This is a genomic window from Flagellimonas aurea (assembly GCF_017313785.1).
Classification (GTDB): Bacteria; Bacteroidota; Bacteroidia; order Flavobacteriales; family Flavobacteriaceae; genus Flagellimonas; species Flagellimonas aurea.
Genome location: NZ_JAFLNL010000019.1, coordinates 1 through 23,186 on the forward strand (window position 1 = coordinate 1; position 23,186 = coordinate 23,186).

26 protein-coding genes are annotated in these 23,186 nt (G+C 41.0%); 11 read left to right on the forward strand and 15 right to left on the reverse strand.

Annotated elements, in window-relative coordinates; genetic code table 11:
- Nucleotides 1–31: 31 nt before the first annotated feature.
- From J0656_RS19515 to J0656_RS19540, 6 genes are all read right to left on the reverse strand, one after another.
- A complete protein-coding gene (locus J0656_RS19515; protein WP_207036922.1) occupies nucleotides 32–805 on the reverse strand; it encodes a phage integrase SAM-like domain and Arm DNA-binding domain-containing protein in 774 nt (257 codons plus the stop codon).
- A gap of 354 nt (nucleotides 806–1,159) precedes the next feature.
- Nucleotides 1,160–1,810, reverse strand: a complete 651-nt coding sequence (locus J0656_RS19520) for a hypothetical protein (RefSeq protein ID WP_207036924.1) — start codon at nucleotides 1,808–1,810, stop codon at nucleotides 1,160–1,162.
- A complete protein-coding gene (locus J0656_RS19525) occupies nucleotides 1,803–2,420 on the reverse strand; it encodes a hypothetical protein (RefSeq protein ID WP_207036926.1) in 618 nt (205 codons plus the stop codon). The genes J0656_RS19520 and J0656_RS19525 overlap by 8 nt, the downstream gene beginning before the upstream one ends.
- 7 nt (nucleotides 2,421–2,427) lie before the next feature.
- On the reverse strand, nucleotides 2,428–4,536 hold the full coding sequence (locus J0656_RS19530; RefSeq protein ID WP_207036928.1) for a sensor histidine kinase: 2,109 nt from the start codon (nucleotides 4,534–4,536) through the stop codon (nucleotides 2,428–2,430).
- Complete coding sequence (locus tag J0656_RS19535; RefSeq protein WP_207036930.1) at nucleotides 4,529–5,602, reverse strand: DNA cytosine methyltransferase; 1,074 nt, start codon at nucleotides 5,600–5,602, stop codon at nucleotides 4,529–4,531. Before J0656_RS19535 ends, J0656_RS19530 begins: the two co-directional genes overlap by 8 nt.
- A complete protein-coding gene (locus J0656_RS19540) occupies nucleotides 5,602–5,808 on the reverse strand; it encodes a helix-turn-helix transcriptional regulator (protein ID WP_207036931.1) in 207 nt (68 codons plus the stop codon). Before J0656_RS19540 ends, J0656_RS19535 begins: the two co-directional genes overlap by 1 nt.
- Before the next feature lie 212 nt (nucleotides 5,809–6,020).
- On the opposite strand from J0656_RS19540, the gene J0656_RS19545 reads away from it, so the two are divergent.
- Nucleotides 6,021–6,230: a helix-turn-helix transcriptional regulator gene (locus tag J0656_RS19545; protein WP_207036932.1), complete on the forward strand. Its 210-nt coding sequence runs from the start codon at nucleotides 6,021–6,023 to the stop codon at nucleotides 6,228–6,230.
- 4 nt (nucleotides 6,231–6,234) lie between these two features.
- On the opposite strand, the gene J0656_RS19550 is transcribed toward J0656_RS19545, so the two are convergent.
- Genes J0656_RS19550 through J0656_RS19585 form a run of 8 tightly spaced genes read right to left on the reverse strand, consistent with a single transcriptional unit; the run spans nucleotide 6,235 to nucleotide 11,456 of the window.
- A complete protein-coding gene (locus J0656_RS19550; protein ID WP_207036933.1) occupies nucleotides 6,235–7,026 on the reverse strand; it encodes a PRTRC system ThiF family protein in 792 nt (263 codons plus the stop codon).
- Nucleotides 7,023–7,745: a PRTRC system protein B gene (locus J0656_RS19555; protein ID WP_207036935.1), complete on the reverse strand. Its 723-nt coding sequence runs from the start codon at nucleotides 7,743–7,745 to the stop codon at nucleotides 7,023–7,025. Before J0656_RS19555 ends, J0656_RS19550 begins: the two co-directional genes overlap by 4 nt.
- On the reverse strand, nucleotides 7,742–8,902 hold the full coding sequence (locus tag J0656_RS19560; RefSeq protein ID WP_207036937.1) for a hypothetical protein: 1,161 nt from the start codon (nucleotides 8,900–8,902) through the stop codon (nucleotides 7,742–7,744). The genes J0656_RS19555 and J0656_RS19560 overlap by 4 nt, the downstream gene beginning before the upstream one ends.
- Before the next feature lie 19 nt (nucleotides 8,903–8,921).
- Nucleotides 8,922–9,143 (reverse strand): PRTRC system protein C, encoded by a 222-nt coding sequence (locus J0656_RS19565; RefSeq protein WP_417947779.1) that lies wholly within the window; start codon nucleotides 9,141–9,143, stop codon nucleotides 8,922–8,924.
- Nucleotides 9,140–9,676, reverse strand: coding sequence for a PRTRC system protein E (locus J0656_RS19570; protein WP_207036939.1), 537 nt, complete (start codon nucleotides 9,674–9,676; stop codon nucleotides 9,140–9,142). The genes J0656_RS19565 and J0656_RS19570 overlap by 4 nt, the downstream gene beginning before the upstream one ends.
- Nucleotides 9,677–9,699: 23 nt before the next feature.
- Nucleotides 9,700–9,930, reverse strand: a complete 231-nt coding sequence (locus tag J0656_RS19575; RefSeq protein ID WP_207036941.1) for a hypothetical protein — start codon at nucleotides 9,928–9,930, stop codon at nucleotides 9,700–9,702.
- Between the two features lie 21 nt (nucleotides 9,931–9,951).
- On the reverse strand, nucleotides 9,952–10,332 hold the full coding sequence (locus J0656_RS19580) for a hypothetical protein (protein ID WP_207036943.1): 381 nt from the start codon (nucleotides 10,330–10,332) through the stop codon (nucleotides 9,952–9,954).
- 53 nt (nucleotides 10,333–10,385) lie between these two features.
- Nucleotides 10,386–11,456 (reverse strand): DUF932 domain-containing protein, encoded by a 1,071-nt coding sequence (locus J0656_RS19585; protein ID WP_207036946.1) that lies wholly within the window; start codon nucleotides 11,454–11,456, stop codon nucleotides 10,386–10,388.
- A gap of 407 nt (nucleotides 11,457–11,863) precedes the next feature.
- Between J0656_RS19585 and J0656_RS19590 the strand changes: the two genes are divergently transcribed.
- The 10 genes from J0656_RS19590 to J0656_RS19635 all read left to right on the forward strand — a co-directional run bounded on the left by J0656_RS19590 (nucleotide 11,864) and on the right by J0656_RS19635 (nucleotide 22,751).
- Nucleotides 11,864–12,082 carry a hypothetical protein gene (locus J0656_RS19590; protein ID WP_207036947.1) on the forward strand — a complete coding sequence of 73 codons (219 nt, stop codon included), beginning with the start codon at nucleotides 11,864–11,866 and terminating at the stop codon, nucleotides 12,080–12,082.
- A 247-nt stretch (nucleotides 12,083–12,329) separates the two neighbouring features.
- Entirely contained in the window at nucleotides 12,330–13,643 is a 1,314-nt protein-coding gene (locus tag J0656_RS19595) for a hypothetical protein (RefSeq protein ID WP_207036949.1), read from the forward strand.
- A gap of 116 nt (nucleotides 13,644–13,759) precedes the next feature.
- A complete protein-coding gene (locus J0656_RS19600; protein ID WP_207036950.1) occupies nucleotides 13,760–14,434 on the forward strand; it encodes a hypothetical protein in 675 nt (224 codons plus the stop codon).
- 94 nt (nucleotides 14,435–14,528) lie between these two features.
- A complete protein-coding gene (locus J0656_RS19605) occupies nucleotides 14,529–15,866 on the forward strand; it encodes a hypothetical protein (RefSeq protein WP_207036952.1) in 1,338 nt (445 codons plus the stop codon).
- Nucleotides 15,867–15,891: 25 nt separating this feature from the next.
- Nucleotides 15,892–16,653: a hypothetical protein gene (locus J0656_RS19610; protein ID WP_207036954.1), complete on the forward strand. Its 762-nt coding sequence runs from the start codon at nucleotides 15,892–15,894 to the stop codon at nucleotides 16,651–16,653.
- 106 nt (nucleotides 16,654–16,759) lie between these two features.
- Complete coding sequence (locus J0656_RS19615) at nucleotides 16,760–17,284, forward strand: RusA family crossover junction endodeoxyribonuclease (protein ID WP_207036956.1); 525 nt, start codon at nucleotides 16,760–16,762, stop codon at nucleotides 17,282–17,284.
- Nucleotides 17,285–17,287: 3 nt separating this feature from the next.
- Entirely contained in the window at nucleotides 17,288–17,665 is a 378-nt protein-coding gene (locus tag J0656_RS19620; protein ID WP_207036958.1) for a hypothetical protein, read from the forward strand.
- A gap of 213 nt (nucleotides 17,666–17,878) precedes the next feature.
- The gene (locus tag J0656_RS19625) at nucleotides 17,879–21,091 is read left to right on the forward strand and encodes a hypothetical protein (protein WP_207036960.1); all 3,213 of its coding nucleotides are present in this window, start codon (nucleotides 17,879–17,881) and stop codon (nucleotides 21,089–21,091) included.
- Between the two features lie 162 nt (nucleotides 21,092–21,253).
- A complete protein-coding gene (locus J0656_RS19630; protein WP_207036962.1) occupies nucleotides 21,254–21,751 on the forward strand; it encodes a helix-turn-helix domain-containing protein in 498 nt (165 codons plus the stop codon).
- Complete coding sequence (locus tag J0656_RS19635) at nucleotides 21,714–22,751, forward strand: HNH endonuclease signature motif containing protein (RefSeq protein WP_207036964.1); 1,038 nt, start codon at nucleotides 21,714–21,716, stop codon at nucleotides 22,749–22,751. The genes J0656_RS19630 and J0656_RS19635 overlap by 38 nt, the downstream gene beginning before the upstream one ends.
- A gap of 148 nt (nucleotides 22,752–22,899) precedes the next feature.
- On the opposite strand, the gene J0656_RS19640 is transcribed toward J0656_RS19635, so the two are convergent.
- The gene (locus J0656_RS19640) at nucleotides 22,900–23,181 is read right to left on the reverse strand and encodes a hypothetical protein (protein ID WP_207036966.1); all 282 of its coding nucleotides are present in this window, start codon (nucleotides 23,179–23,181) and stop codon (nucleotides 22,900–22,902) included.
- Between the last annotated feature and the right edge of the window lie 5 nt (nucleotides 23,182–23,186).

Consider the following 23,186-nt stretch of genomic DNA (forward strand, 5'->3'; position numbering starts at 1 on the left):
TGAGAAGAAAATTGAAAAATAAAAACTAAGTTTAACCCAAGGATAGATCAAATCTAGGCAGTTCGTTTACCCTGGTCAGTTTCATCCGGCGAAGGTGGGTCACTTTACCCGGCTTATCCAGTGTTAGGTACTTTCTATCGAATTTATCGAAGCGTAATTTGAAGTTCCGAAAGGGGTCCTTGTCCATCCATTCCAACCGGACACCCAGTTTGGTAACTTTCATCAAACGCTCCAAATGTTTCATAGTACCATTATTGGAACAGGTCTTTCTATTCTTCTTGGGCTTGAAGGTCCTGATGTAGTTCTCAAAGTCCAAAATGAATTTGTGCTTCAATTCACCGAGCAACACATCGTTGGTTTTGAGTTTCATGGTAATGTAGCTCTTTAAGTATTTCTCGGTCGAGTAGTAATTTTTCATGGTCCCGGGTTTTAGTGCGTTGACCATATTTCTGTTATGGTATTCAAAGAGCTCCAGAATTGTATGGTTCATTTCATCCTCCCCGACGTACCTTGCCTTGATAGATTTAGCGGTTATCAATTTCCTCTCCATGTGCAATTCCCTATGAACATTAAGGATTTCACCATATACGGTGTCAAGGTAAGCGTTCAAATCTTCCATGGTTTTGTTCCTTGGAAAGGCTTTTCCGCGCTTTTTGTCCCAATTGCACACTGGAATGCACCTCTTGATACTGACCTCTGCACGTGCTTTTTTTACCGTAATACGCAGGTAGATGTCATACATCTTCGGGTCGTTGCGTTTTTTTCTAACGAAAAAATTGATTCCTAAAGTACTGTCTGTCCGCATGTTGTAATCGTTTAAGTTGAACAAATGTTAGTGGTCGGACTGCCCTTTAACCTCAATTGTCCATACTTAAAACTACAACAATCTGTGCATCGGTGTGCACACCTTATTGCACACCGAAAATTTGGATTTAAATGATATCAGATGAATGCATAAAAAACAAAAAGCACTGATAATCATACAATTAACAGTGCTTTGTTTTGACCTAAACGGTGGTTGGTCGGGATAACGGGAGTCCAATCGAACAAATTATACCACTTTTGCAGTTCTTAGAAAGGGTTATGGGAGAGAAAGATTCTGATGTCTAATGTGTAATAGCAGGTTAAAATTTTGCCACTATAAACCTCTTAAATATTATTATTCATTTTCGAAAAACAGGTCGGTTTTCTTTAATGATTCATCACCATGGAATACCAAAGCCTCTCTGGCATTAATCAATAGGCCTGAAGATAAAATATCTCCAAGGTCCAAAAGGCGGTTGGCCTGTTGTGTATAATACTTTTTCATATTATTGAAAGCATCATAAGCAGTAACGTCAGTGGTTAAAAACGAGATTAAACCAACATTATCACATTTCAGAGAAATTTCCTGATTTTCATTTTTGAATGCTACAATAGATTGGTCATATCCAATAAAAGAACGACAGTTTTGGCTTATTAAATCCGGGCCTAAAAATTTTCCGCTAAGGCAACTATTCGTGTAGAAAAATGTATCGCTAAAAATAGTGTTATCGCCTCCTGCACTTATCAAAGAACTACCATTGACCATTATACTATTCTCATTCCCATGTGAGTAAGAAACCCAAATAAATGGTATTTCCTTGAGGTCCGCATACTTTATGTTGATGTATGCATTATTACAATTATTAGGTAAGATTTCTTCAACATCTAATAATTTCCCTTCCTCAATCTCCGCAGCGATCACAGTCATCATATTACCTTTACATGCTTTGAAATACTCCCCTAACCTTACATCTAAATCATCACTTGCAATTAATATTCTAATCATCCAACTGTCGTTTTTGAGATGTTAGTAACTCAATTGCCAGTTGAAGAATACTTTTTTCAAGTTGCTGGCCCAGTTCCGTTTCTTTTCTTATTTCCACGATTAAATCATCCAGCGTATAGATTGTACCGGATTTGGTGGTTAGATAGGGTTTGGCTCTTTCTTTTTCAGAATGTTTGGCAATCCATTGTTCTAAAATACAATCAACCCTGGTATCCAATTGGTGTGCTGCTTTTTCAACCATCCCTACAACTTCAGGAATATCGGCCGTACTTTGAATAATTCCGAGAGCTTCATTGTTGATGAAATCTATAAGGGCTTCGTTAGGTATTGCGGTAAATTGTTTTGCAGTATAAATAATCACATAGATTAAGGAAGTTTTTTCCCGTATTCTTTTAAATACCTCAGGGGCATGGGGTTCACCGGCACCCAAATCAAAATCCAGGAGTACAATTAATTTGCTGCTCAGATTATTATAGATATATTCTAATCCCTGACTTGATTTTTTTTCTAGAATAACATTATCTCTACCAAACCTTTCCCGTAGGGTATATAGTAGTGGATCATTTTCAAATAAATCATCGTGAATGACCAGTATTTTTAAAGGTTCCATGAAATCTTTATTTTTTAAAGGGGAAACTGATCTTGAATGTTGCTCCCCGAGGTTTAAATTCATTTTCAACCACTGAAATGGTTCCTCTTAACGACTCTACCCTCGTTTTCACTATATACAGGCCAATTCCTGCTCCTCCCAAATCCGCAGTTGTTGTATAATACATCTCAAAAATCTTTTCTTCATCACCCTTTCTTATACCTTCTCCATTATCCGAATAATAAATAACAAAATGGTCGTCTTCTATAAAACCAGAACACTTGATGACTTTACTTTCTTCATTCCGTAAGGCTTTGATTGAGTTTGAGATTAAGTTTTCAAATATGTCCTCAAAAAACTTTTTATTGGCATGAAGGACAAAGTTATCTTGAACTTCAACGATATGCTTTATATCTTCCGCATCAAAGACAGGAACATAGGCTTTATTGAAAAGATCTTCCAAATGGTTTTTAACATTGAAATCCTCCATGTCAATATTGGACCCGGCATAACTCAACATAAAGTCTATTACTTTGTTAAGATTCACCATTTCATTATAAATCATATGGGAATATTCTTTAAAAATTGAGTCCAATTTGGGGTCTGGAAACCTGTCCTTAAAAAACTCGGCCATCCTTTTCACCTTCCCCAGAGCTGTTCTAACAGCATGTGAAACATGAATGGCATAATCCTGTAAAGACATCAGGCTTACATAAATATTTTCCTTTCGGATGTACTCCTTTCGCTCCTTTTCTTGTTGTTCAATCCCCTTCTTTATAGAGATATCAATAACTTTTGCCTGTTCCTTCAGGGGCTTTAAGGTTTGCTTCAGATTTGGATTATTTTTCTCCAAGGTCTTTAAGGCTTCGGTAAATTCCTTGACTTCAATATTAGCCTTTACAAGTTCCTGATCGACCTTTTGTTTTAATAATTTACGCTCATTCTTTTTAAACTCCTCCAGAACCTTTAATTGCGCAATCACGAATTCCTTTAGCTCCCTATATGCCTCATTATCCACAAAGTCCTGTCTATTCGTGGAATCAATGATTTTAGGGTTATTTTCCTTCGTTATGTCAAGAATACCAATAATTTCACGAGTACCTACTTTGTCCAAGAATCCTGACCATAACCTTTTATCGATACCGAGAACATCCCGTTTTTTGTCCCTGATTCCTTCAAATTCAGCAAATGGCGTAGTTATGAGTCCATCACGGTAAATCTTTATACCGTCTATTCGATAGTCCTGGTTTTTATAAATCCTATTGAATTTCTTTTTTGCCGCTTCATCAAAATAGAATAATCTTAGATTAATTCCTCCAAAAGGTTTTATGGAAACTCTGTCGACAATGATCTTGTTTTTCTCCTTATCCCATTTTAAAGTTTCTTGCCATTCCTTTTCAACATTGTATTCCAGTTTAAACTCCAAACTGGAATATTTTATGGATTCAGCTTTTACGGGCTTATCTTTATAAGCATCATACTCATTGGAGTTTATGACAATTTGAAACGGTGGGTTCAGGGGGTGGAAAGGAGAAACAATTTTTTCCAATTCCTTTTCTAATCTATTAATATCCAAATCTGTCCAGGTCTCTTCTATTGAAGATATAATAAGTTTTGTTCCCTTTTCTTCTTTTGGAGCATCTACAAAGGCATAACTATTTTCCACATCTGTGAAAAGTTTTAACTGAGGTGACTTGGAGAGTTCATCATAGGCATTCCAATCAATATTGACAACAAGTTTCTGATTTGTGTCTACCTCCTTGGTTTCAATTACCACATGACCACCTAGTTTATCCACAGCAAAGCGTCCTATTCCTTTTTCTCCGACATATCTTCTTTCGAATGGAGGTGGTGAGAATAAGGTACTTCTTTTGCTTGCTGTCCCGACTACCATCCATTTATCGCGGATATCCGTATAGGACATTCCATGTCCATCGTCAGAGATAATAATTTTTGATTTCTCATTAAGTGCCTCGGGAGATACATCAATAAATTCAACTATTACTTTTGTAGCATTTGCGTCATAGCAATTTTTCACAAGTTCATAGACGGCAGTTATCCTATCTGTAATTAATTCTCTTCCGATTAATCTAAAGGTATTGACATCAAATCTCCACTTAAGATTTTTTTCACTCATTATTATATTTTTCAATATGATTTGCCACACTCATAGCTATTGCTTGGCCTAATTTTACAGGAACTGCATTTCCTATCTGTTTGGCTATACGGCCCGAGGAAAATTCTTTTTTGGGGTTTACAAAATCATAGTTTTTCGGAAATGATTGTAAAATTGCAGCTTCCCTTAAGGAGATTGCTCTATCTTGTTCGGGATGGCCAAATCTTCCATTGTTGTAGCCAATGCAGTAGGTTGTCATAGTCGGTGCGACATCATCCCATTTCATTCTTCCATAGGCACTACCATAAGCTTTCCCACCATCGTTTTTATGGCAATCCGCTATTAATTCCTCATCCCAGTCCTTCCAGCTACCGCCTTCAGGTGTAGCCTTTATTCTGCGTAAACTCAATTCATTCAGTTGTCTTGACCTATGCAATAAATCCTTATGGTGGATTTCACCGGCTTGAATTTTTGGTAATTTACCAATAGCCTTTCTTACAGTGCTGACTTTATTCAGATGAGTGTAGGGAAGCATTTCTATTGGTCCATTTAAGGAAGCTAGTAGTACAAGTCTCTTCCGTCTTTGGGGCACTCCGTAATATTGTGAATCAAAGATACCTGTAGAAACATAGTACCCTAAGCCTTTAAGTACACCTTCAAAATCACTCAACACTTTTCCATTCTTAAATGATTTCAGCAACGGAACATTTTCCATCGAAACGATTTCCGGCTTTACTTCTTTAATCAAATCAGCAAAGGCGTATAATAATTTCCATCGCTCAGAATTCATCTCACTTACCGTCCCACTACTTTTTTGGTTAAAAATGGAAAAAGGTTGACAAGGAGCGCAACCGATTAAAATTTTTCTAGTGCCTTTTAAAAATAAGGTCTTCAAATATTCAGGAGAAAGTTCACTTACACTTTTTTCAATAAAAGTGGCCTTATTATTTTTTTCGTAGGCATATTTACAGTCCTGGTCAATATCTACTCCTGCCGTTACATTAAATCCTTTATCCAGGAACCCCCTTGTTAACCCGCCAATTCCGCAAAAGAGATCCACTACTGAATATTGTTCTTTTTTACCCATCAATTATTCTTGGTTATTAATAGTTTATCCACTTCCACATCCAGAACTTCTGCTATTGAAATAAGTGTCTCTATTGATGGTTGTCTCGAATTGGTACACCAATTAGAAACTGTGGTTTCACTTTTTTTCAATTTCTCAGCCAACCATTTGTTCGATTTCTCCTTTTCTACCAAAACAAGTTTTAGTCGATTGAATTTCTTCCTCATTATTTCACTATATTACCATTATTGCAAATATATTTAAGTTTTAGCATATTTATTTTGTATTATCAAATTATTTCTTTCACTTTTTTTATACCTTCTCTCCAATTATCAAGTCCCTAAAGGAGTAAAAATTAAGTTCAAAGTTACCTCGTTAAGCCAGCTTGGTTTACGATATTCCACAAATGTGTCCAAAATAATCCGCTTATATTGCTGCCATGAACAAGGTACAGAAAACCATCATACGGCAAATGGCCAAGGGGTACACGCAACGGGAGGTTGCGGAGTACCTGAAGCAAAGGAACATGCACCCCAACAGTCTGAGCACAGTCGAGAAGGAGGTAAATAAATTGAAGAAAATCCATGGGGCAAAGACCACGGTACATCTGTTTGTCCTGTTGTTGCGCCAAGGATTCTTAAAGGATTGAATTATCAGGTCACGGGACGTAACGGCACGGGCTGTGCCCTGAAATCCCCAAGGTTCAGGAAAAACCCGCTGTAATGGGTCATCCCGTTACGGAAGAGGTCCCATAGCAGGGAGGCCCCCAGTTGTGCCAATGCCCCGTTGATGAACAGGTCCTGTTGCTGTAGGGCCTCTTCGAGGGAACAGCTAGGGGCTTGGTCTTCGTCCTCGGACTGTCGGAGCAGTTCCCCGTAGGCTTCCGTCACAAAGGGCATGTTGCCTACGGTGGTAAATTTTTCAGATTGGGGCTGTGGGATGTCCCCGATGGTGGAGAGTATGACCTGCCCCGACTTTCTGCCGTTGCCGAAGTCCATCCAATAGGCCGGGCATTCCTGTTCATGGCGTTGAATTTCCAATTGTCCAAGCCATTGTGCCAATGCGAAACGGGTGTCCACATTGTCCACACAGGAAAGATAGATGTCCCCTATCTCGGCATGGGCTTCCCCATCAAACCTATGGTCACGGGCTTTCCATGCCGTGCCAAAAAACCGGTTGGTGCGCTGGATTAAAGCCACGGCCTTAGGCAGTCCCACTTCGCTCTGGGCAAAGAGCTGTCTTCCCCTGTTGGCCTGTGTGACGGTATCCCCGTCCCACAGGGTTACCTCCAGTCCGGGGTGTCCCAGTGCGGTCATGGCGTGGTTGAGCTGTGCGAGGGCGGTCAGCACCCGGGAGCCTGTCCCCCCGCCCCCTATCAGGTGGAGTTTGACGGGGTTGGTCGCCCGCAACAGGCGGTTCTCGGTAAAGTGTACGGTCTGTTTCATGGCAGGATGTGTTTGAGGGTCAGGGAATGTGTTTTTAGGACATTCAGGGGAAATTTCCCCTGCTGCCCCATCAGGTTGTTCCACAGGGAGACGATATTTCCCTTGACGGGATAATGTCCCGCAAAGGTGTGTGCAAAACGGCTATGGAAGAAGGCCTTTTCCCATCGGGCGATATAATCCTCAAGGCATGTTGCCCTATCGGCTTCCACGCTGACGTTACCCATGCACACCCTTCCATCGGCATAGACATTGAAAAAGGGCGCATGGTACAGGGGGGTGTCCGCCGTAGGCCTTCTTCGGGTCTTCAGGGCAAAGATGCGCAGCCCGTCCTTTCCTGCCACCCATAAAAGGGGCGGCAGGGACGCTTCCCCGCAGGGGATGCCAAGGCCATCGGTAAAATGGAGGTGTTTTTTGGCTGCCCTTGTGTACCATATCACCGTGCCCCCCTCGGTGGGGTTCACGTACAGCACGGTCGGGGGTAGCAATCCCTTTGGGGTGGCAAAGGCGGTCTTGTTCTCCTTTCCCGACTGTAGGCACTCCACAAGGGCATATGATTGCGAAAGGCTCAGCGGACGGCCGTTCACGGGATGTCCCTGGGCATCCATATCGAAGTACTCCACATAGGCCTGTTCCCTGTTGCCGTCATCACGGCCATAGACGAGAATGGCCCCTATGGGCAGGAACAGGTGTTCATTGGCGTGTATGCTATCATTTTTCATTTGACTTCCGTTAAAAATTGTATCAATTGTTCCAAGAGGGGAAAAAGTCGGGACTCGAACCCTAGGGTGTCCCTCTCCTTGGGAGCAATGTCCCTGAATGCCCTTATGATGGTGGGGTTTTGCATTTGGGTGCATTCGTTAAAAATGGCATTGACCCCTTCCTTCACTTGCTTGGAAAGCCAGTCCCCACGGGCATCGGCCACAAAGGAGATATACTGGTCCATCCAGACCGTTTCGTCATCCTCTTCGGAGATGCCCATCCCACGGGCATGGGCAAAGACATTTCCGTTGGGAAAGTCCCTGTACAGCGCATAAAACTTCTTGGCCACCCTGTGGCATTCCCGTTCGTTTTCATCGGTGGGGACAAAGGCATCCATCCGTTTTTGGAACCCCTGTAGCAATATGGGGTGCCGTATTTTTTTCTCTATCCAATCCCCCACGACCTGTGCTGCCCTCCATTGGGAGGCCTGTCCGTGAAAATCCTCCCGTTCCCATTCTTCGGGGTTTTCCAAGAGCCATTCCCCGATGATCTCGTACTGCCAATGCAGGAAACTCTCCGCCCCACGGTAAAAGGGGATACCGATATGCAGGAGATAGGCGAACACACATTGCAGCAGCTGTCCCTGATGCTTTCGTTTTTTGTCCCGTAGCAGCAGGTACAGGGGAATGACGGGGATATAGAACAATACCGTTCCCGTCCCGTAGGTTTGGGTCGTGGTGATGTACCACTTTTCATCTTCGGTCATAAGGGACACCCGTGTACCATAGCGGTCGTCTTGGAGTTTTCCCTGCACTTCCCACAAGGCCAGTTCGACATTGTATGGAAAACCGAAATGGCGGGTCGCCATGGGGCGTATCCCGTAATAGCGGCACAACAGGGCAAGGCTGTGATGGCATTCCGCTTCCCTTTGTTCGGGATCTGACGGGACATCCGTTGCTCTGGACGGGCACAGTCTGGGCAGGAATTGCCCTTTCAGAAAACCATCGGCAACATGGAAACGGGAGCGGAGCGGGCGGTGTCGCCCTGTATTGCTTCGGCATCCCTTTGCCGTTTCATTTCCCTGCAAAATCCTGCCATGCTGCGGTGCAGTCGTTGTTGTGGTTCTTCCTTCGGCACTTCGGCCATCCCTCCTATCTGGTATGTTTTCATGGAACATAGTGTTATTGGTTTGGTGTTTATCCCTTGGTTCCCATCACACTGTTAAAGTGGTATTCCATCCGGTCATCCTCCACTTTCGGTCCATCGATGCGGGCATTGTTCAGCACGGGATAGGTATTGGCGTAAAAGTGCAGTACGGTCTCTGCGCTCCATTGCGGGTCGGGGTCTGCCAGTTGCACTTCCTTCCCGCCTTCCTTGAAAAAGAACACTCTGGGCAATATGGTCGCTGTCAACATCATTTTTTGTTTTTGGGTTTATCGTTCTTGTTTTCCTGCCCCGTGGTCTCGGGGGATTCAAAAAGGTCGGGGGCAAACTTTTCGGAGAGTTTGCGCTTGCGTTTGCGGATGTCGTTTTCGAATTCGGGAAAATCGCTGACGGCGGGCACCTTGCAATAGGCTTCCCTGAATTTCTTTTCCTTTTCCAGTGCATCGACCTTTTCCATGGCCTGTTTGAATTTCCGCTCTTTGTCCTTGGCCATTTCGGAGGCCTCTTTCGCCTTTTGCTGCTGCCTTAGATAGCTTTCCATTTGGACGGAAAGGTCGGAGGTCTGTTGCAGGGGCTGTGCGATGGCTTGAAAAAAGCCCGCATCCAGTTCCTTTGCGGTATGTTTAAGGACGAGGGGCGGTATGAGGTTTTGGGCACTGTCCCCGCACTCCCTGTTATGCAGCCGTATGGAGACCACCCATTGGCCGTCCCCGTTCTTTTTGAGGGTGAGCACCACATCGCCCGAGAGTTGCAGGGCTTCCACCCTTGAGAAAAAATTTGTTTTCATGTGTGTATGGATTATCGTTTATATCAAAAAATCATTCCTACGAGTCCCCAAAGGATAAGCCCGTTGGCGACGAGGTACAGCATGCCTTCCACAAAAAGGGTGACAAGGGCAGGCAGGTAATGGCGAAAATGTTGCAGCCCTCCCCATCCCCTGCGGTAAAACCGCCGTGCACCGATAAGCAGGCGCAAGGCCACGCCCACGACCACTTTCAGTGTATCGCTGTCCGCTTCCCATAAATGTTGCAGTATTTCCATAGGTGTACAGGTTAAAGGATTTTATCCGTGGTAGGAAAAAAGCATGTCCACGGCCAACCGAAAGGGTCTGCTGCCGTTTCCCGCTTCGGCATATTTTACGATACAGTCAACGGTGAACAGGGCATTGTAGCCGTCAAAGAGTTGGTCGGCAAAGAGCCTTGGTCTTTCGAGCAACCGGCTTTGGTATTTCTCCATGGCCTGTTCCACCCGTTGGGCGAGGTCTTCCCAAAAGAGGAAGGTCAACAGGCCGTTGTCCCACGTCTTTTGGAGGTCTTCCCGATGTTCCTTCAGGTAGTCCACCCGCACGGCGATGTCGGAGAGTATGCCCGGCATTTCCTCGGGGAACAGTCCTGCCAACAGTTGGGCCTTTTCCACGTTGTTCCTATGTTTCAGTGATTTCATCATATCAGGTTTTAGGTAGGGTGGCCACTGTGGCGGCCACCCCTGTTCAACAATCAGTTCATACTCAGGGCATCCGCCCCGATGCGTGCATAGCCGTTACAGAGTTCAAAGCTGCGGTTCGCCCTGAGCTGCGCCGTTCCCCCGAGCAGGGTGGATTTTATCTTGTCATTTTCGGAGGAATAGGAGCGTACATTCTGATAATAGCCCGTAATGGCGTTGTATGCCCCGAACACGGTGCCCTTGGTGGTCACCATCTGTTGGGTATCGCAGGCCATGGCATAGGCAAAGGCGTCATTACAGGTATTCTTGAAATTCGCGGACAGGCTGTCCCTATCCTCATTTTTCAGGGCTTCCCATGTCTGTTTGTTGGGACACAGGGCCATTTCGATGAGTTTCTGGACGTGTTTGTCCGTAATGGGGGTCTTTGCCCAATGGTTAAAGATGTCGTCCAACTGGCCAAAGAAGGTATCGGCCAGTCCCATGACCTTGCGGGCATCTTGTAGGCGTTGCCCCGCATTGGCGGTATGACGGATGCGCACTACTTGGGTCATATCCCTAAGCGCAGCATTGAGGGTATTGCGGCACACTACCCTGATGGGGGTAAAGGCCACGGTAATGCTGCCCTTTCCGTCATGGGTATTGGTCAGGAAGATGTACTTATCGGTCACATCCTCCCCGCTCCCCACACGGATATAGCCGGGCAGTTTGGCGGTGATAAAGATACGCTCCCCCTTACCGAGCGCCCCTGCGGTCTCGTACAGGATGCCATCCCCACCACCTACGATACCGTCAAAAAAGGAAAAGGCATCGGTATTCTGTACAATATGGTAGGAATTGCCCACTACCCCGAGGATCTGCCCCGTATCGGCCCTTCTGGTGGCGAAGTTGTCGGGCACGGGCATTTCTGTTTTTACGGGCAGCCCTCCCGCTTCGGTCTCGTCCTGCCCATACCAATGGGTGAACATGGGTACTTTTTCCACCTGAAAGTCCAGTCCTGCATAGCGGATGGCCTCCGCACTGGTGGGATGGTCGGTGACCACTTTTCCCAGACCGTGCCAAGCGGTCTGTTTCACGCTGAAGAAACTGTACTTTCCTGTTTTGCTGTTAAAATTGATGTCGTGCATTTTGAATGGATTTATGGTTAAACAATGATTTTACATCCCCAACGTGCGGGATTTCTCCCTGTCCCGCACCGATTGTTCCCGCTCCTGTCCTCCCCTGCCCCCCGCCTATTTTTTTTGCCCTGAAAAGGACAAAGGAACAGTCACTGCCCCGGGCAATCCCGGCGCACGGGGGGCATAAGTCCCGAAGGGTGGCACCGCCCTAGCGGGGCCATTAAGCGCCCCCCGTCCGGTGGGATTGCACACTTTCACTGTTCCTTTGCTCCTTTTGGGTAAAAAAAATTCCAGGACAACCCCTATCCGGTATGGGTTGGGGCCGTCATGGAATTGGTATGCCTATGGGCCAAGGGGAAGGTTGGGAAATGGAGGAAAGTACAGCCGTCCCCTATCCTTAATTAAAGCGTCAGGGATTGAAGGGGAAATCCTTTTCCCGTGGGGAAAAGATTGGACCGGAAAGCCCGGCCCCAAAGGGGGACGCCCAACGAGAAACGGAAAGGGAAAGTGCCCATACAGGCCGATACGATCATAAGATTTCCATCGGGGTACGGAAATCCACAATCCAGATTCCTAATAATTTCATTTCTTTGGGATTGGCCAAGAGACAGGGTCAGGCAACAACCATCAGGTAGAGAACAAAAATTTCGCAGATGTTGAATAAAATAATTGGAGATTTTTGAATGATTGGAAAAGATATGCGAGGGTTTAGTAGCATAAAAAATACACTTTGATCTTTCTCAAAGAAGTACTATATTGATACCCAATCAAAGGGAATATAGGATAGTACCAGTTATCCAATAGGAAAAAAACAACATCCTTGAATTGTACTGTTTATGAATACCAAGGAACAGGCAATAGAATTAAAGCACCAAATAACCAATGGACCCCATTGAAAAAGGTAATATCGGCGAAGAATTTGTAAATGAAATTGCATTCAATTCCTTTCTTGAATATTGGTGTTATCCGAGTCCAAAAGACGAATATGGAGACAAAAAGGAAATTTGCGATCTTCTCATACTATTTGGGGAGAACCTCATCATCATTTCCGTAAAAAACTATGAATTCAAGGAATTCTATTCAAGATATTTTAGGCGCACCATTGACAAAGCGGTAAAACAGATTTACGGAGCGGAAAGAAAACTGTTCAACAGCAACCGGGACATCTATATCAAGCATCCGAAAAGGGAAATCGAACGTTTTCCCAAGGAAAAAATCAAAAACGTTCATAGATTGATAATAAATCTTGGTGAAGGAGTTAAGTTTTACCCTTTCAATCAAGAAACGAAAGATGAAAAATTTATTACCCTTTGGGACAAAGAAGCGTATCAAACCATTATTCAAGAATTAGATACAATTCCGGACTTCTTAGAATACCTGACCAAACGAGAAGCTTTGTTCGAAGACAAATCGGTTACCATACTTCCCGGTGAAGAAGATGATTTTCCACCCGAAACAATGAAGCAATTTTGGGAATATGAACAAAACCATTCCACTCCAAAGGAGAGACAACGCATTATTGTTTCAGGAACAGAGCATGATATATTAGCATACTATCTAAAAAACCAAAGGTCCTTTCCAGAATACTTCCAATCGGATGAGTATGATGGCATGTTTGTGCAAATAGATGGTAATTGGAGAGATTATAATCAAAGAGAACAGGTAAAGGACAAAAGGGAATTAGACAAGGATAGCTACTTCCTTGACGAGCTAGTCAAAAGGGAAATTCTAACTTCCCACGACGAAAAAGCAGTTGAATTGGCCACAGCGCTCATGTCGTTCAACCGATTTACACGGCGAATAATTTCCACCAACTTTTTAGAATTTTTTGACGCCTACAAGGACAGTGGAAAAGACTCATTTGCCCGACGATATGGTGACTTTAATGGTGTAGGAGTTGTATATGTCTTTTATGCACAAGAACTGCCTCAAGAAATGGTCAATACTCTTATAAGTATAGCCATGGAAAGTTTTTGTTTCTATTCGAATTATAAGAGTAAATCCATGATTTTAATTGCAACGACAACAGAATTCCGGCAATTTAAAATGGGATTAATGAAAGATATTGTTCCATTTTCTAATGAGAAAGAAAAACAAATAAAAAAAGATATTAAAACGCTTGGGTGGTTTACACACCACCAAGAAATCAATTTTACTGAAAAAGAATATCCAGACAAGGAGGTTAAAAAAAAGTGACCAACATTGGCTACCATTAGTGATATAATAAAAATGCAATTATGCCCAATGGTGGTAATGTTCATTTATAGGGGAACTACCGATAACTATGTGTTTATACAAGCTTGGATTTAACTATGAGTGATTTGAACAATTCAGAACGAATTTTATGTTTAATAAAATTCGGAAAGAAGCAACATCTTGAATCTTTACTCCACCATGGAGCATTGTATTTCAATTCGCCAGAAATTTTCAACAACTTAAAGGCAAAAAACAGTGAACAAGGTGATGAAAATGAGGGTGCGATATGGATTGAAAACGTGCAGGCAGTACGGATAACCTGTAGTCACCCTACTCTAGGGGAATTCAAGTTTGATTCGGTACCAAACAGTCTTTCAAAACTGACCCAGTTCAATCACAATTTTTTGAGTTGTAGTTTCTATTGCATTACCAGCAAAGATTTTGAAAATACCAATAGGTTCACCATCGATGAAAGAATGACAGCATTCGGACAACATGCCCTTGTCATCAACAAACCAAAACTATTTATTGAGAGTTTACTGGCATCAGCCGATAGAGAGAACTTGGCCTTGTCCGGACAAAAAGTCGAATATATGGACCTGTCCCTAGAGGGAAGAATTGAAATGACCCCTTTTATTAAAAAGAACGACCACTTACATCAACGGGAATATCGAATCATCCTGAAAAACCAGTTTGAACCACGGTTGATTCCACTGGAAGGGATAAAAGATTGTGGTACGATTATCCCTTCCAAGAATTTGATAGAAGGGACGTGGGAAGTAATAAATTAATATCTGAACCTATTTTTAGGAAAAGTATTGAATAAGATAAACGATTTTCAAAAGGTGATAAAGATCAACTTTAAAAATATTGACAGCATAAAAAATGAACCCAAGGGAGAAAAAGGAAATTCTTAATAGTTTAAAGGAAAAGGAATTTCGGCAAGACCTTATTATTCCTTTGTTAAGCAAAATGGGATATTTAGCTCCGATTGAATATCACGGGATAAATGAAAGAGGAAAAGATATCATCTGTTTTGAATATGATAAACTTACTGAACAAAGGTTTTTGTCAGTAGTAGCAAAAATTGGTGATTTAACAGGGAATGCAGCCACAAATACCGGATTAATAACAATTGTGAATCAAGTTCAGCAAGCATTTGACAACCCATATGAAGACCTATTTAATATGAGACAAGTTTTCATCAATGAGGTGTGGGTTATGACAACTGGAAAAATTGTTAGTGGGGCCCAGGATTCGGTAATCAACACACTCCGAAAAAATAATCTCGATAAACAGATAAGGTTTATAGGTGACGACAGATTGATTCAATTAATTGATAAGCACTTTAGTATTTATTGGAATTCAAACTCTGAGACAAAGGAAAGCGTAATTATTCAAAGGGATAGACTCATTACATTTATTGAATCCTTATTAGCGGCAAACAATGTTGATAAATCCACTATAGAATCAGTAAGGTCCTCAATTCTTTATTCTTCTTTTAATCCACGCATTTCTAAAAATATCGAAGGACTTCATATTTCAAGCGTATCCCCATATTCGGTTGAGTTAGGCAAAATTGATCCAGAGTTTGACGACTTTATAGTTTCCAGAACTTATGGAATAACGAGCAGAATATTTCAAGAAGCAAAGAAGCAATTATCATATAGTTTTTTTGAAATTGGGGAAACAATTGACCAAGCAAATAAAATTGTAAAGCTCACTAATCCCTGGGAATTTGTTGTGGAAGCCCAATCCAATCTAGGAAGGGAATATCCATTTGAAAGACCATATGGTGATGCTTCCAAATTTATGGACAATATTCACTACATGGAAGAAGGATTAAATGAGTTAAGAATATTCAAAGCATTTTTAAGGAATAGAGGTAAAATAGATTGGGTTAAGGAATTGGCTAAATCTATTATGGACCTCTTACCAGAAATTGAAAAGATAATCGAAAATCATAAAGAGGAAGAAATAGTTTTCAACTATAAAATTGACAGCAAGGAAAATAAAATATTAATGGAGTATAACAAAAATAGCAGCACGATTTGTTTTACTTCAAAGTTTAAGCGCATGGACTTAAATGGTTTCCAACGAAATAAAGATGGGTCGCTAAAGCCTGCAAAAGTTATTGAAAATGCATTATTTGAATTTAGAGAGTATATAGAGAACCTATTGCAATACGATGAGGACAAATGGCTCCAAGAGTATGAAGACTAATATAGTACACTCCCCCTTATAGCGTATGAAAAAGATTGTGACAGACACAAATGTATGGTATAAAATTGGACAGGATTATAGCCATTTTCCAGATGAACCTAATGTTGAATTACCAATCCCTGTTCTATTTGAGCTTTTTACATCCCAAAATCTTACGAAAAATCAAAGTACGTTTGCCGATTTGAAATTAGCCATAGCTGCAATATTGGATTTTAAAGCCGAAATTATCTTTAATCATTTTAATCCCATTCAGGCTTTAATAAAAAATCATTATCCAGAATATGACGCTAAAAGCGGAGTAGAAAACTATTTGAAAGAATTTAGTGCGTTAAGGAAATTGTCCTTTGAAGATTGTTCAACGGTAGACCTATCAAATTTTCGTAATGTTATCAGCCCAACAACGGATTACTATAACAAAGTTTCCGTCGCTTATAAATCAGAAATACGAAAAATTGGCAAGAGCAACTTTCATAATTGGGATACGATGCCGAAGACAAAAGAAATAGTAATTGATCTTATGAATTCTGAAATTGAGGCTTCTCAATTAGGTTTTCCAAAAATTCAGGATTTCGATTTTTCACGAGTAGAACTTTTCATTAACATTTTCAATAAACAATTAAGGGATATTGCCATAACCGGGGAAAGAATGAAAGACAACGATTGGAATGACATCTTTTTGTTAGTCTATGTAAATCCAGGTTCTGAATATTGGACTTATGAGAAAAAATGGATTCGGAAAATATCAGAATTGGGATTTGAAAAATACCTCTATGGGCCTCAAAATTAAAGAACCACACAGCAATTGGTAGAGTTCCCAATATGGGGCATACAACATAATCAACCTTGGAATAAAGATTTGCAGCTTCAAATGTTTATATTGACCCTGATACTATATGAAAAAAGAAAATATCACCTATTATCAAAACCCGAAAGTGGAGATTCTTTTCGGTTATTTTGGTGGACAACCAATCCTAACCAAACAAGACCAATATAAACCTTTACATGCATATGAAGTTGATGAAAATGGAAATGAATCCAAGCTCAAGAATTTATATGAGAAAAAAGATGATAAGGCTTCCATACAAGACATAAAAAAGATCATTGCGGAATACGCGACCGAAGCTTTTAAGGAGAGGGGGATTATTAAAAAACCTGCCCAGGTGGAAGTGCTGCTTTCATTTTCAATAAAGGAAAACAGGTTTGGCAAAGTAGACATAGACAATCTTTCCAAAACCGTTTTGGACGGCCTTACGGGAGTAGCCTTTGAAGATGATGTCCAAGTCACCAGTTTAATTGTCAATAAGCATATCCATCCTATGAAAGTGGACGCCATATTCATAGGGGTCACAGAGCTGACCGATAAGCAAAAAGGATTTGGAAGCGAAATCAAATTATTTGGACCCGAAAAATTCGAATAATATATGAGCTGGGATATCATACTCTTCAATTCAAAACAGAAAATCAAATCGGTTGCAGACTTGGATGAAAACCAGCTTGAACCCATTGATTTTAGTGGAATTTTGGAACGTTCATTTCCTCAAACAAAATTTGATGGGAAACACCGTGAAATCATCGGAGCTGATTTTACCATTGCATTCTTCGCATCCGGGCATTCGAGCAACCTTATGCTTACGCTGCATGGAGAACATGGACTTTATGAGTTAATCGGATTAGCGAAAAAATTCAATTGGCAGCTCTATGATTCCGGACTTGATGCCATGATTGATTTGGAGAACCCTGAAAAGAACGGGTTTGACAATTACAAGAATTATGTGGCGCAAATACTCAGAGGACGATAAAAACGATATACACCAATGGCATACACAGCGAACTTTGCCCCTGTTTTTGAAAACCACCTTAGTCCAACAATTCGATCCATACTTCTGGGGTTCTCAGTCAAACTCCATAGCCATTCCGACATGGGACCTATCGAATCCAGTGTCCCATAAAGCATATCATATTGCCAACTAGCAACAAAACAAGCATAAATTTAAGCCAACAAATATTTAAACATGGAATTTAGTAAGGAGGAAATCAAGAATGCCTATATCAAATTAAAGTCATATGTCTATTACGACAATACCGACTTACCGCTTAGGTTACAACTTGTCGAATTTGAAACAAGTATTGGAAAAGACTACCTGTTCAAAAATCCAAGCTCCCACTACAATATCGGACAGGACGTTTTCTCGTATAGGACAAGATTTACACTTGAAGAAAAATTTGAGCGAATAGCCCATGAATTGAATTCATTCCACGAGAACCCTGAATTTTTCGACTTACTCCTTTCCAGGATAGATATCAATTTTTATCCTAAAAAAATCAGGCCTGAAAGCGATGAAAGAAATTTTATATCCAATATAAAGATTAAGGACCAATATGTAGTAGACCGAGTTACACCTTTCATTGATGCCCCGCTTGAATTGCATATTATTTCTGTTTTATGGATTATGAGGTATGGTGTCCGTTTAGACGCAAAATTAAAAGATGAGTGTTTAGGCAACCGCTTATTACTGAATAAGGAGAAGACCGAAATTGTCCAAGGGTCCGGATTGTTCAAGCCTTATTTTACCCAATACCAAAAATGGCGGGATGATGCTGTAGAAATCGCAGAAAACCAGATAAAAAAAGGGAAAAATGTGGCCTTTATCAATTTGGACATCAAAGATTATTTTAGCAGTGTCAGGGTCGATCGAACAGAATTATTTGATGGACGTCAGTACAAGCCCCTGAACGAGGTTTATAACCTCCAAGAAATATTTCTAAAGATCCATGACAACTATACCAAATTACTATCGGCGAAATATCAAAGCCCATACAATTTTCACTCTGAAATGGTAGATGACCATGGTGAATTAAACAAATGTGTTCTACCCATTGGATTGGTATCGTCATATGTTCTTGCTAATTCATACCTAAGTGAATTTGATGAAAAGACTACAGATTTCATAAAGCCTGCCTATTATGGGAGATATGTAGATGATATGTTATTTGTTATTTCAGACCCAAAACCTGGTTTTAAAATCAATGAGGCCAATGAAGCCCTAAAGTTTGATATCTCCTCGTATATGCACCTAACCCCCTCCAAAATTGAGGAATTTATCCTTGAGCTCTTTTATCCGATAATAGATCTCAGAAGAATCAGTGTATCGGAAGATAAGCTAGAAAATGTTTTTACGATCTCCTTGTTCGATTCCCTCAATTGCCAAAGTGAGAAATCCTTGGTTCATTATTTTGATTCAAAAGAATCACATCTGGTAATTGATCGATTAAAACAGGAACTCGATGAACGGACCAGTGAGTTCAGGGATTTTCCTGAGGAAGATGAAAGTGATTTATCCTTTAAGTCAAGTGCATATCATCTTTACTATGATGGTACGGAAGGTAAAATCCGGACATTGAAGGACTATAAGGAAAACAGATTTGGGTTGACTGTTTTTCTTTCAAATAAAATATTCAGTGCTTTGCGCCATGAGAACCATCTTTCCGATGAGGAATGCGATCAAATTGTAAATTTTTTCAAGGGTGAAACCTGCCTTACCTTTTACAGGCTATGGGAGCGCATTTTAACTTTACTTCTTGTCAATAAGAAACCGAAGCACTATGTTGAATTCTTCCTGCATTGTTTTGACGAAATTGAAAAAATTAAACATGGAAACCTGGCTTCCAAGGTACACGAAGGATATATAAAGGACACCCTTGTACATTACTTGGATATTTCGCATGAATTATCCCTTTCCCTGAACCTTGATTTTTTAACGAAAACAAAAGAGGTTTCCCGAAACTTTGAATTTAAACTCAATCAATTAAAACGAAGTAACTGGTCTTTTCTGTTCGATAGATTTGAACCCACACGGCCCGATTCCCATTGGGTCCGAAGGTTCCGCGATTCCAATATGATGCGCCATCATTATGTCATACATCCATTGTTGACCTATACCGAAGCATCCAAAAAGGGTATGTTGAAGGATCTAACAAAGATCGGAATTGATTTTAAAACCTATAAGCTTGATGATGTTTTACTAAAAGAATCACCCCGTAGGGTGAAGTTTTGGGAATGCTGTATGTCTGTAGCATTCGAATCCATTAGTGCCCAAGGCCGTAAAAAGGAAATTGAAATCGACAATAAGGTGGAGACAGACATCTTTGGGATCAGCCATAATAAAAAATCAAAAAGTGATAATTTTTATTTGGATGATGCATTTATGAGGTATAAGGTTATAAATCAGAATCATATTCCTTCCTATGAATTGGATGAAAAGAATTTCAAGGAACATTTTTATAAAAGAAAAAATACCACAAAAAGGAACAGCCCTATTGTAAACACCCAGGAGATAATCGTCGGAAGTGACCAGAGGAGTTCAAAAAAATTCAAAATAGCCTTTGCCAATACCAAGGTAGATGAAAGGAATATTATTGCGGGCATGCGTGGAATTCCAAACTTAAATTCATCTCGTTACGACAAGCTAGCCAAGATATTAAAGAAAGTGAGGCTTGACAAAAGCGATGTCCTGTTGTTCCCTGAGTTTTTCATCCCCATCAACCTGCTTTCAAGTTTGGTCAAATATTCGGAGAAGAACCATGTTCTGACCATTACAGGGCTTGAACATGTCAAAATCAAGAACACCGTATTTAATTTTATCGTAACGGTTCTTCCATTCGAAATAGGGGGTGTGACAGATGCCGTTGTCGTCTTTCGATTAAAAAATCATTACGCACATCTCGAAGAATCCCTGATAAGAGGAAATCATTTGAAAGTTGCGTTCCCTAAAGAATACAGGTATGATCTTTTTAATTGGGAGAATCTATATTTCTGCCCTTACTACTGTTTTGAATTGGCCAATGTTTGGCATAGGATATTGTTCAAGAGCAAATTGGATTTACTCATTGGGGTTGAATGGAATAAAGACACCAATTACTTTTCAAATATAGTGGAGTCTTGCTCTCGTGACCTACATTGCTTCATTGCCCAGGTCAACACGAGCCAGTTCGGGGATTCCCGATTGACCCAACCCGTGGAATCTGCACGTCAAGATATACTAAGATTGAAAGGGGGTATAAATGATGCTATCCTTGTTTCTGAGATTGATTTGGACAAAATAAGAGAATTTCAACGGAAGACCTATGATTTGACACATGCGGAGAAAGAATTCAAACCCCTTCCTCCTGATTATAATGTAGAAGATGTGTTTAAAAGGATAAACAATAAATCCCTTTTATCTTAATAGACACATTCTGGTTGAATGTAATACGTTTAAGTAAATTCCTCCTATTCATATCTATTAAATTTAACAATTGGCATATTTGCCAATTCATGGATTTAATTTTATATTTGACTGGTAACTTTTAAAAGTGGCGGCAACACCATAAATACGGCAACAAAGATTATGGTACAGGCAATATTTGTAGATGATTTCACCATTGAGGTCACTGCACAGGATGGAGAAACGTTCGAATGGAAAACCCTTTTTCCAACTCCGAAACAAAATCAACAATATTACGCAGAAAGGTTAGCCTATTATTTTGAGAAATATTTCGAAGATAATATCGGGGACAATACTGGTATGAGTATGCAGTATTGGGTTTGGATACAAATGAATTATTATGAAGGTATAGGAATCAATGGAGGAAAAGGCGACAGGGAGGAAGAAAGAACTTTACTTTATCAGCAAAGGGAAAGAATTGGATCAAGAATCCGAGAATTGCGAAAGGAAAAAAACATTGAAGCAAAAGCGCTTGCACAAATGGCAAATATAGATGCGGCTAACCTTAGCCGTATTGAACAAGGACGCTATTCTGTTGGTTTGGATGTGCTATCGAAAATAGCATTTGCTCTAGGTGCCAAAATTGAGCTGGTTGATTTCGTTGAACCCAAAAAAATTTAATGTCATGATCGATGTAGATCACTTCGAAAAAGAATGCGAATGTATCTACAAAGAAGAGAGATACTGCGTTCGTGACAACGGAGCCGTGTTACGGCATCCCTCCTACCAGGGACGAACCCGACCGACAGACAACAGGTGGACCTTTGGTAAAGTGAACAAGCGAACAGGATATTTGGAAATTGCATCGGTTCGCATACATAGAATAGTTGCGACCGCCTTTCATGGACAACCACCCACAAAAGAACACGTTGTTGACCACATAGATACAAACAAACAGAATAATCGACCCGGAAATCTACGTTGGGTAACGAGATTGGAAAACATTTTACTTAATCCTATCACCATCAGACGAATTGAAACAGCTTGTGGTTGTAGTATTGAAGAATTCCTTGATAACCCTTCAAAATTCCGTGACACGTTCCGAGAGCCAAACTATGAATGGATGTGTACGGTCAGTATGCAGGAAGCGCGGGCAAGTAAAGAAAGGCTATTGGCCTGGGCAATCAATGACAGGCCGTTGCAAGGAGGATCCTTAGGTGAATGGATTTATAACCGAAGGATGCCATATCAATCTGTCGATCCTATTGAAGAGAAATTGGAGTTCGTCAAATCCCTGACTCCAAATGCCGTTCAAAAAGCGGAGAATTGGAAAACACCAAGTGAATTCCCTTGTTGTCCACAGAGTAACACAGACAATCCGATAGCTGTGTATGCTTCGAACCTCAGAACAGGAGAAGTATTTTCCCGAAATCAGTATACCAGTTCGATTATTGAACGATATGCGACCTCCAAAGACGGAGACAAATTATGGATATTGTGTAAAAGTGGTGAAGAGAATCCAATCAAGCCCTATTCTTTAGCCGAGATAACCTATGAAAGTGATGTTTATATCCATAATAGTCTTGGAACATTTTTCGAAAAAGGCGGAGCAGAAAAACAATTTACCCTCGCACAAGGTCTCGAATGGACAGGAGCCGACACGATTGATGACTATAGTTAATTTTCAGGAAACACGGGGCGTTGAGAATTTCAATGTCACCATAAAAGACACTATTGTAGTTTCCTTTATGGTTCGTTGATTTACAGATTACTAAATAAATATTTACATTTTTAGTGGTTTCAATGAACCGTTGGATTCTGGGATTGCCTCAATTCAAGCCATCCAGTACTTTGATAAGGTCTAGGATAGTGCCTTGGGGCTCTATTTTATGATCCATCCAATCGTGGAGTTCGTCAACAATCCCCTTCCCTGAATAGACTGTCTTGATTTCCCCGCTAAACGAAAATTCCTTTTTGCCCTTTTCGTTGAGATGTCCACTCAATAATTCTACAATAGCATCGGCCGTTTCCGTGGAATCAAAAAGCAAACTCATCAAGCGTTGCCTTTTGTAATGTATGGTCAGTTCGGCGACCGTTTTTTTTTCTTCCATATCAA

What these genes read in the sequence shown, in the direction of transcription:
- J0656_RS19515 (WP_207036922.1), bottom strand. Translation starts at nt 805, where the DNA reads ATGCGGACAGACAGTACTTTAGGAATCAATTTTTTCGTTAGAAAAAAA.
- J0656_RS19520 (WP_207036924.1), bottom strand. Translation starts at nt 1,810, where the DNA reads ATGATTAGAATATTAATTGCAAGTGATGATTTAGATGTAAGGTTAGGG.
- J0656_RS19525 (WP_207036926.1), bottom strand. Translation starts at nt 2,420, where the DNA reads ATGGAACCTTTAAAAATACTGGTCATTCACGATGATTTATTTGAAAAT.
- J0656_RS19530 (WP_207036928.1), bottom strand. Translation starts at nt 4,536, where the DNA reads ATGAGTGAAAAAAATCTTAAGTGGAGATTTGATGTCAATACCTTTAGA.
- J0656_RS19535 (WP_207036930.1), bottom strand. Translation starts at nt 5,602, where the DNA reads ATGGGTAAAAAAGAACAATATTCAGTAGTGGATCTCTTTTGCGGAATT.
- J0656_RS19540 (WP_207036931.1), bottom strand. Translation starts at nt 5,808, where the DNA reads ATGAGGAAGAAATTCAATCGACTAAAACTTGTTTTGGTAGAAAAGGAG.
- J0656_RS19545 (WP_207036932.1), top strand. Translation starts at nt 6,021, where the DNA reads ATGAACAAGGTACAGAAAACCATCATACGGCAAATGGCCAAGGGGTAC.
- J0656_RS19550 (WP_207036933.1), bottom strand. Translation starts at nt 7,026, where the DNA reads ATGAAACAGACCGTACACTTTACCGAGAACCGCCTGTTGCGGGCGACC.
- J0656_RS19555 (WP_207036935.1), bottom strand. Translation starts at nt 7,745, where the DNA reads ATGAAAAATGATAGCATACACGCCAATGAACACCTGTTCCTGCCCATA.
- J0656_RS19560 (WP_207036937.1), bottom strand. Translation starts at nt 8,902, where the DNA reads ATGTTCCATGAAAACATACCAGATAGGAGGGATGGCCGAAGTGCCGAA.
- J0656_RS19565 (WP_417947779.1), bottom strand. Translation starts at nt 9,143, where the DNA reads ATGATGTTGACAGCGACCATATTGCCCAGAGTGTTCTTTTTCAAGGAA.
- J0656_RS19570 (WP_207036939.1), bottom strand. Translation starts at nt 9,676, where the DNA reads ATGAAAACAAATTTTTTCTCAAGGGTGGAAGCCCTGCAACTCTCGGGC.
- J0656_RS19575 (WP_207036941.1), bottom strand. Translation starts at nt 9,930, where the DNA reads ATGGAAATACTGCAACATTTATGGGAAGCGGACAGCGATACACTGAAA.
- J0656_RS19580 (WP_207036943.1), bottom strand. Translation starts at nt 10,332, where the DNA reads ATGAAATCACTGAAACATAGGAACAACGTGGAAAAGGCCCAACTGTTG.
- J0656_RS19585 (WP_207036946.1), bottom strand. Translation starts at nt 11,456, where the DNA reads ATGCACGACATCAATTTTAACAGCAAAACAGGAAAGTACAGTTTCTTC.
- J0656_RS19595 (WP_207036949.1), top strand. Translation starts at nt 12,330, where the DNA reads ATGGACCCCATTGAAAAAGGTAATATCGGCGAAGAATTTGTAAATGAA.
- J0656_RS19600 (WP_207036950.1), top strand. Translation starts at nt 13,760, where the DNA reads ATGAGTGATTTGAACAATTCAGAACGAATTTTATGTTTAATAAAATTC.
- J0656_RS19605 (WP_207036952.1), top strand. Translation starts at nt 14,529, where the DNA reads ATGAACCCAAGGGAGAAAAAGGAAATTCTTAATAGTTTAAAGGAAAAG.
- J0656_RS19610 (WP_207036954.1), top strand. Translation starts at nt 15,892, where the DNA reads ATGAAAAAGATTGTGACAGACACAAATGTATGGTATAAAATTGGACAG.
- J0656_RS19615 (WP_207036956.1), top strand. Translation starts at nt 16,760, where the DNA reads ATGAAAAAAGAAAATATCACCTATTATCAAAACCCGAAAGTGGAGATT.
- J0656_RS19620 (WP_207036958.1), top strand. Translation starts at nt 17,288, where the DNA reads ATGAGCTGGGATATCATACTCTTCAATTCAAAACAGAAAATCAAATCG.
- J0656_RS19625 (WP_207036960.1), top strand. Translation starts at nt 17,879, where the DNA reads ATGGAATTTAGTAAGGAGGAAATCAAGAATGCCTATATCAAATTAAAG.
- J0656_RS19630 (WP_207036962.1), top strand. Translation starts at nt 21,254, where the DNA reads ATGGTACAGGCAATATTTGTAGATGATTTCACCATTGAGGTCACTGCA.
- J0656_RS19640 (WP_207036966.1), bottom strand. Translation starts at nt 23,181, where the DNA reads ATGGAAGAAAAAAAAACGGTCGCCGAACTGACCATACATTACAAAAGG.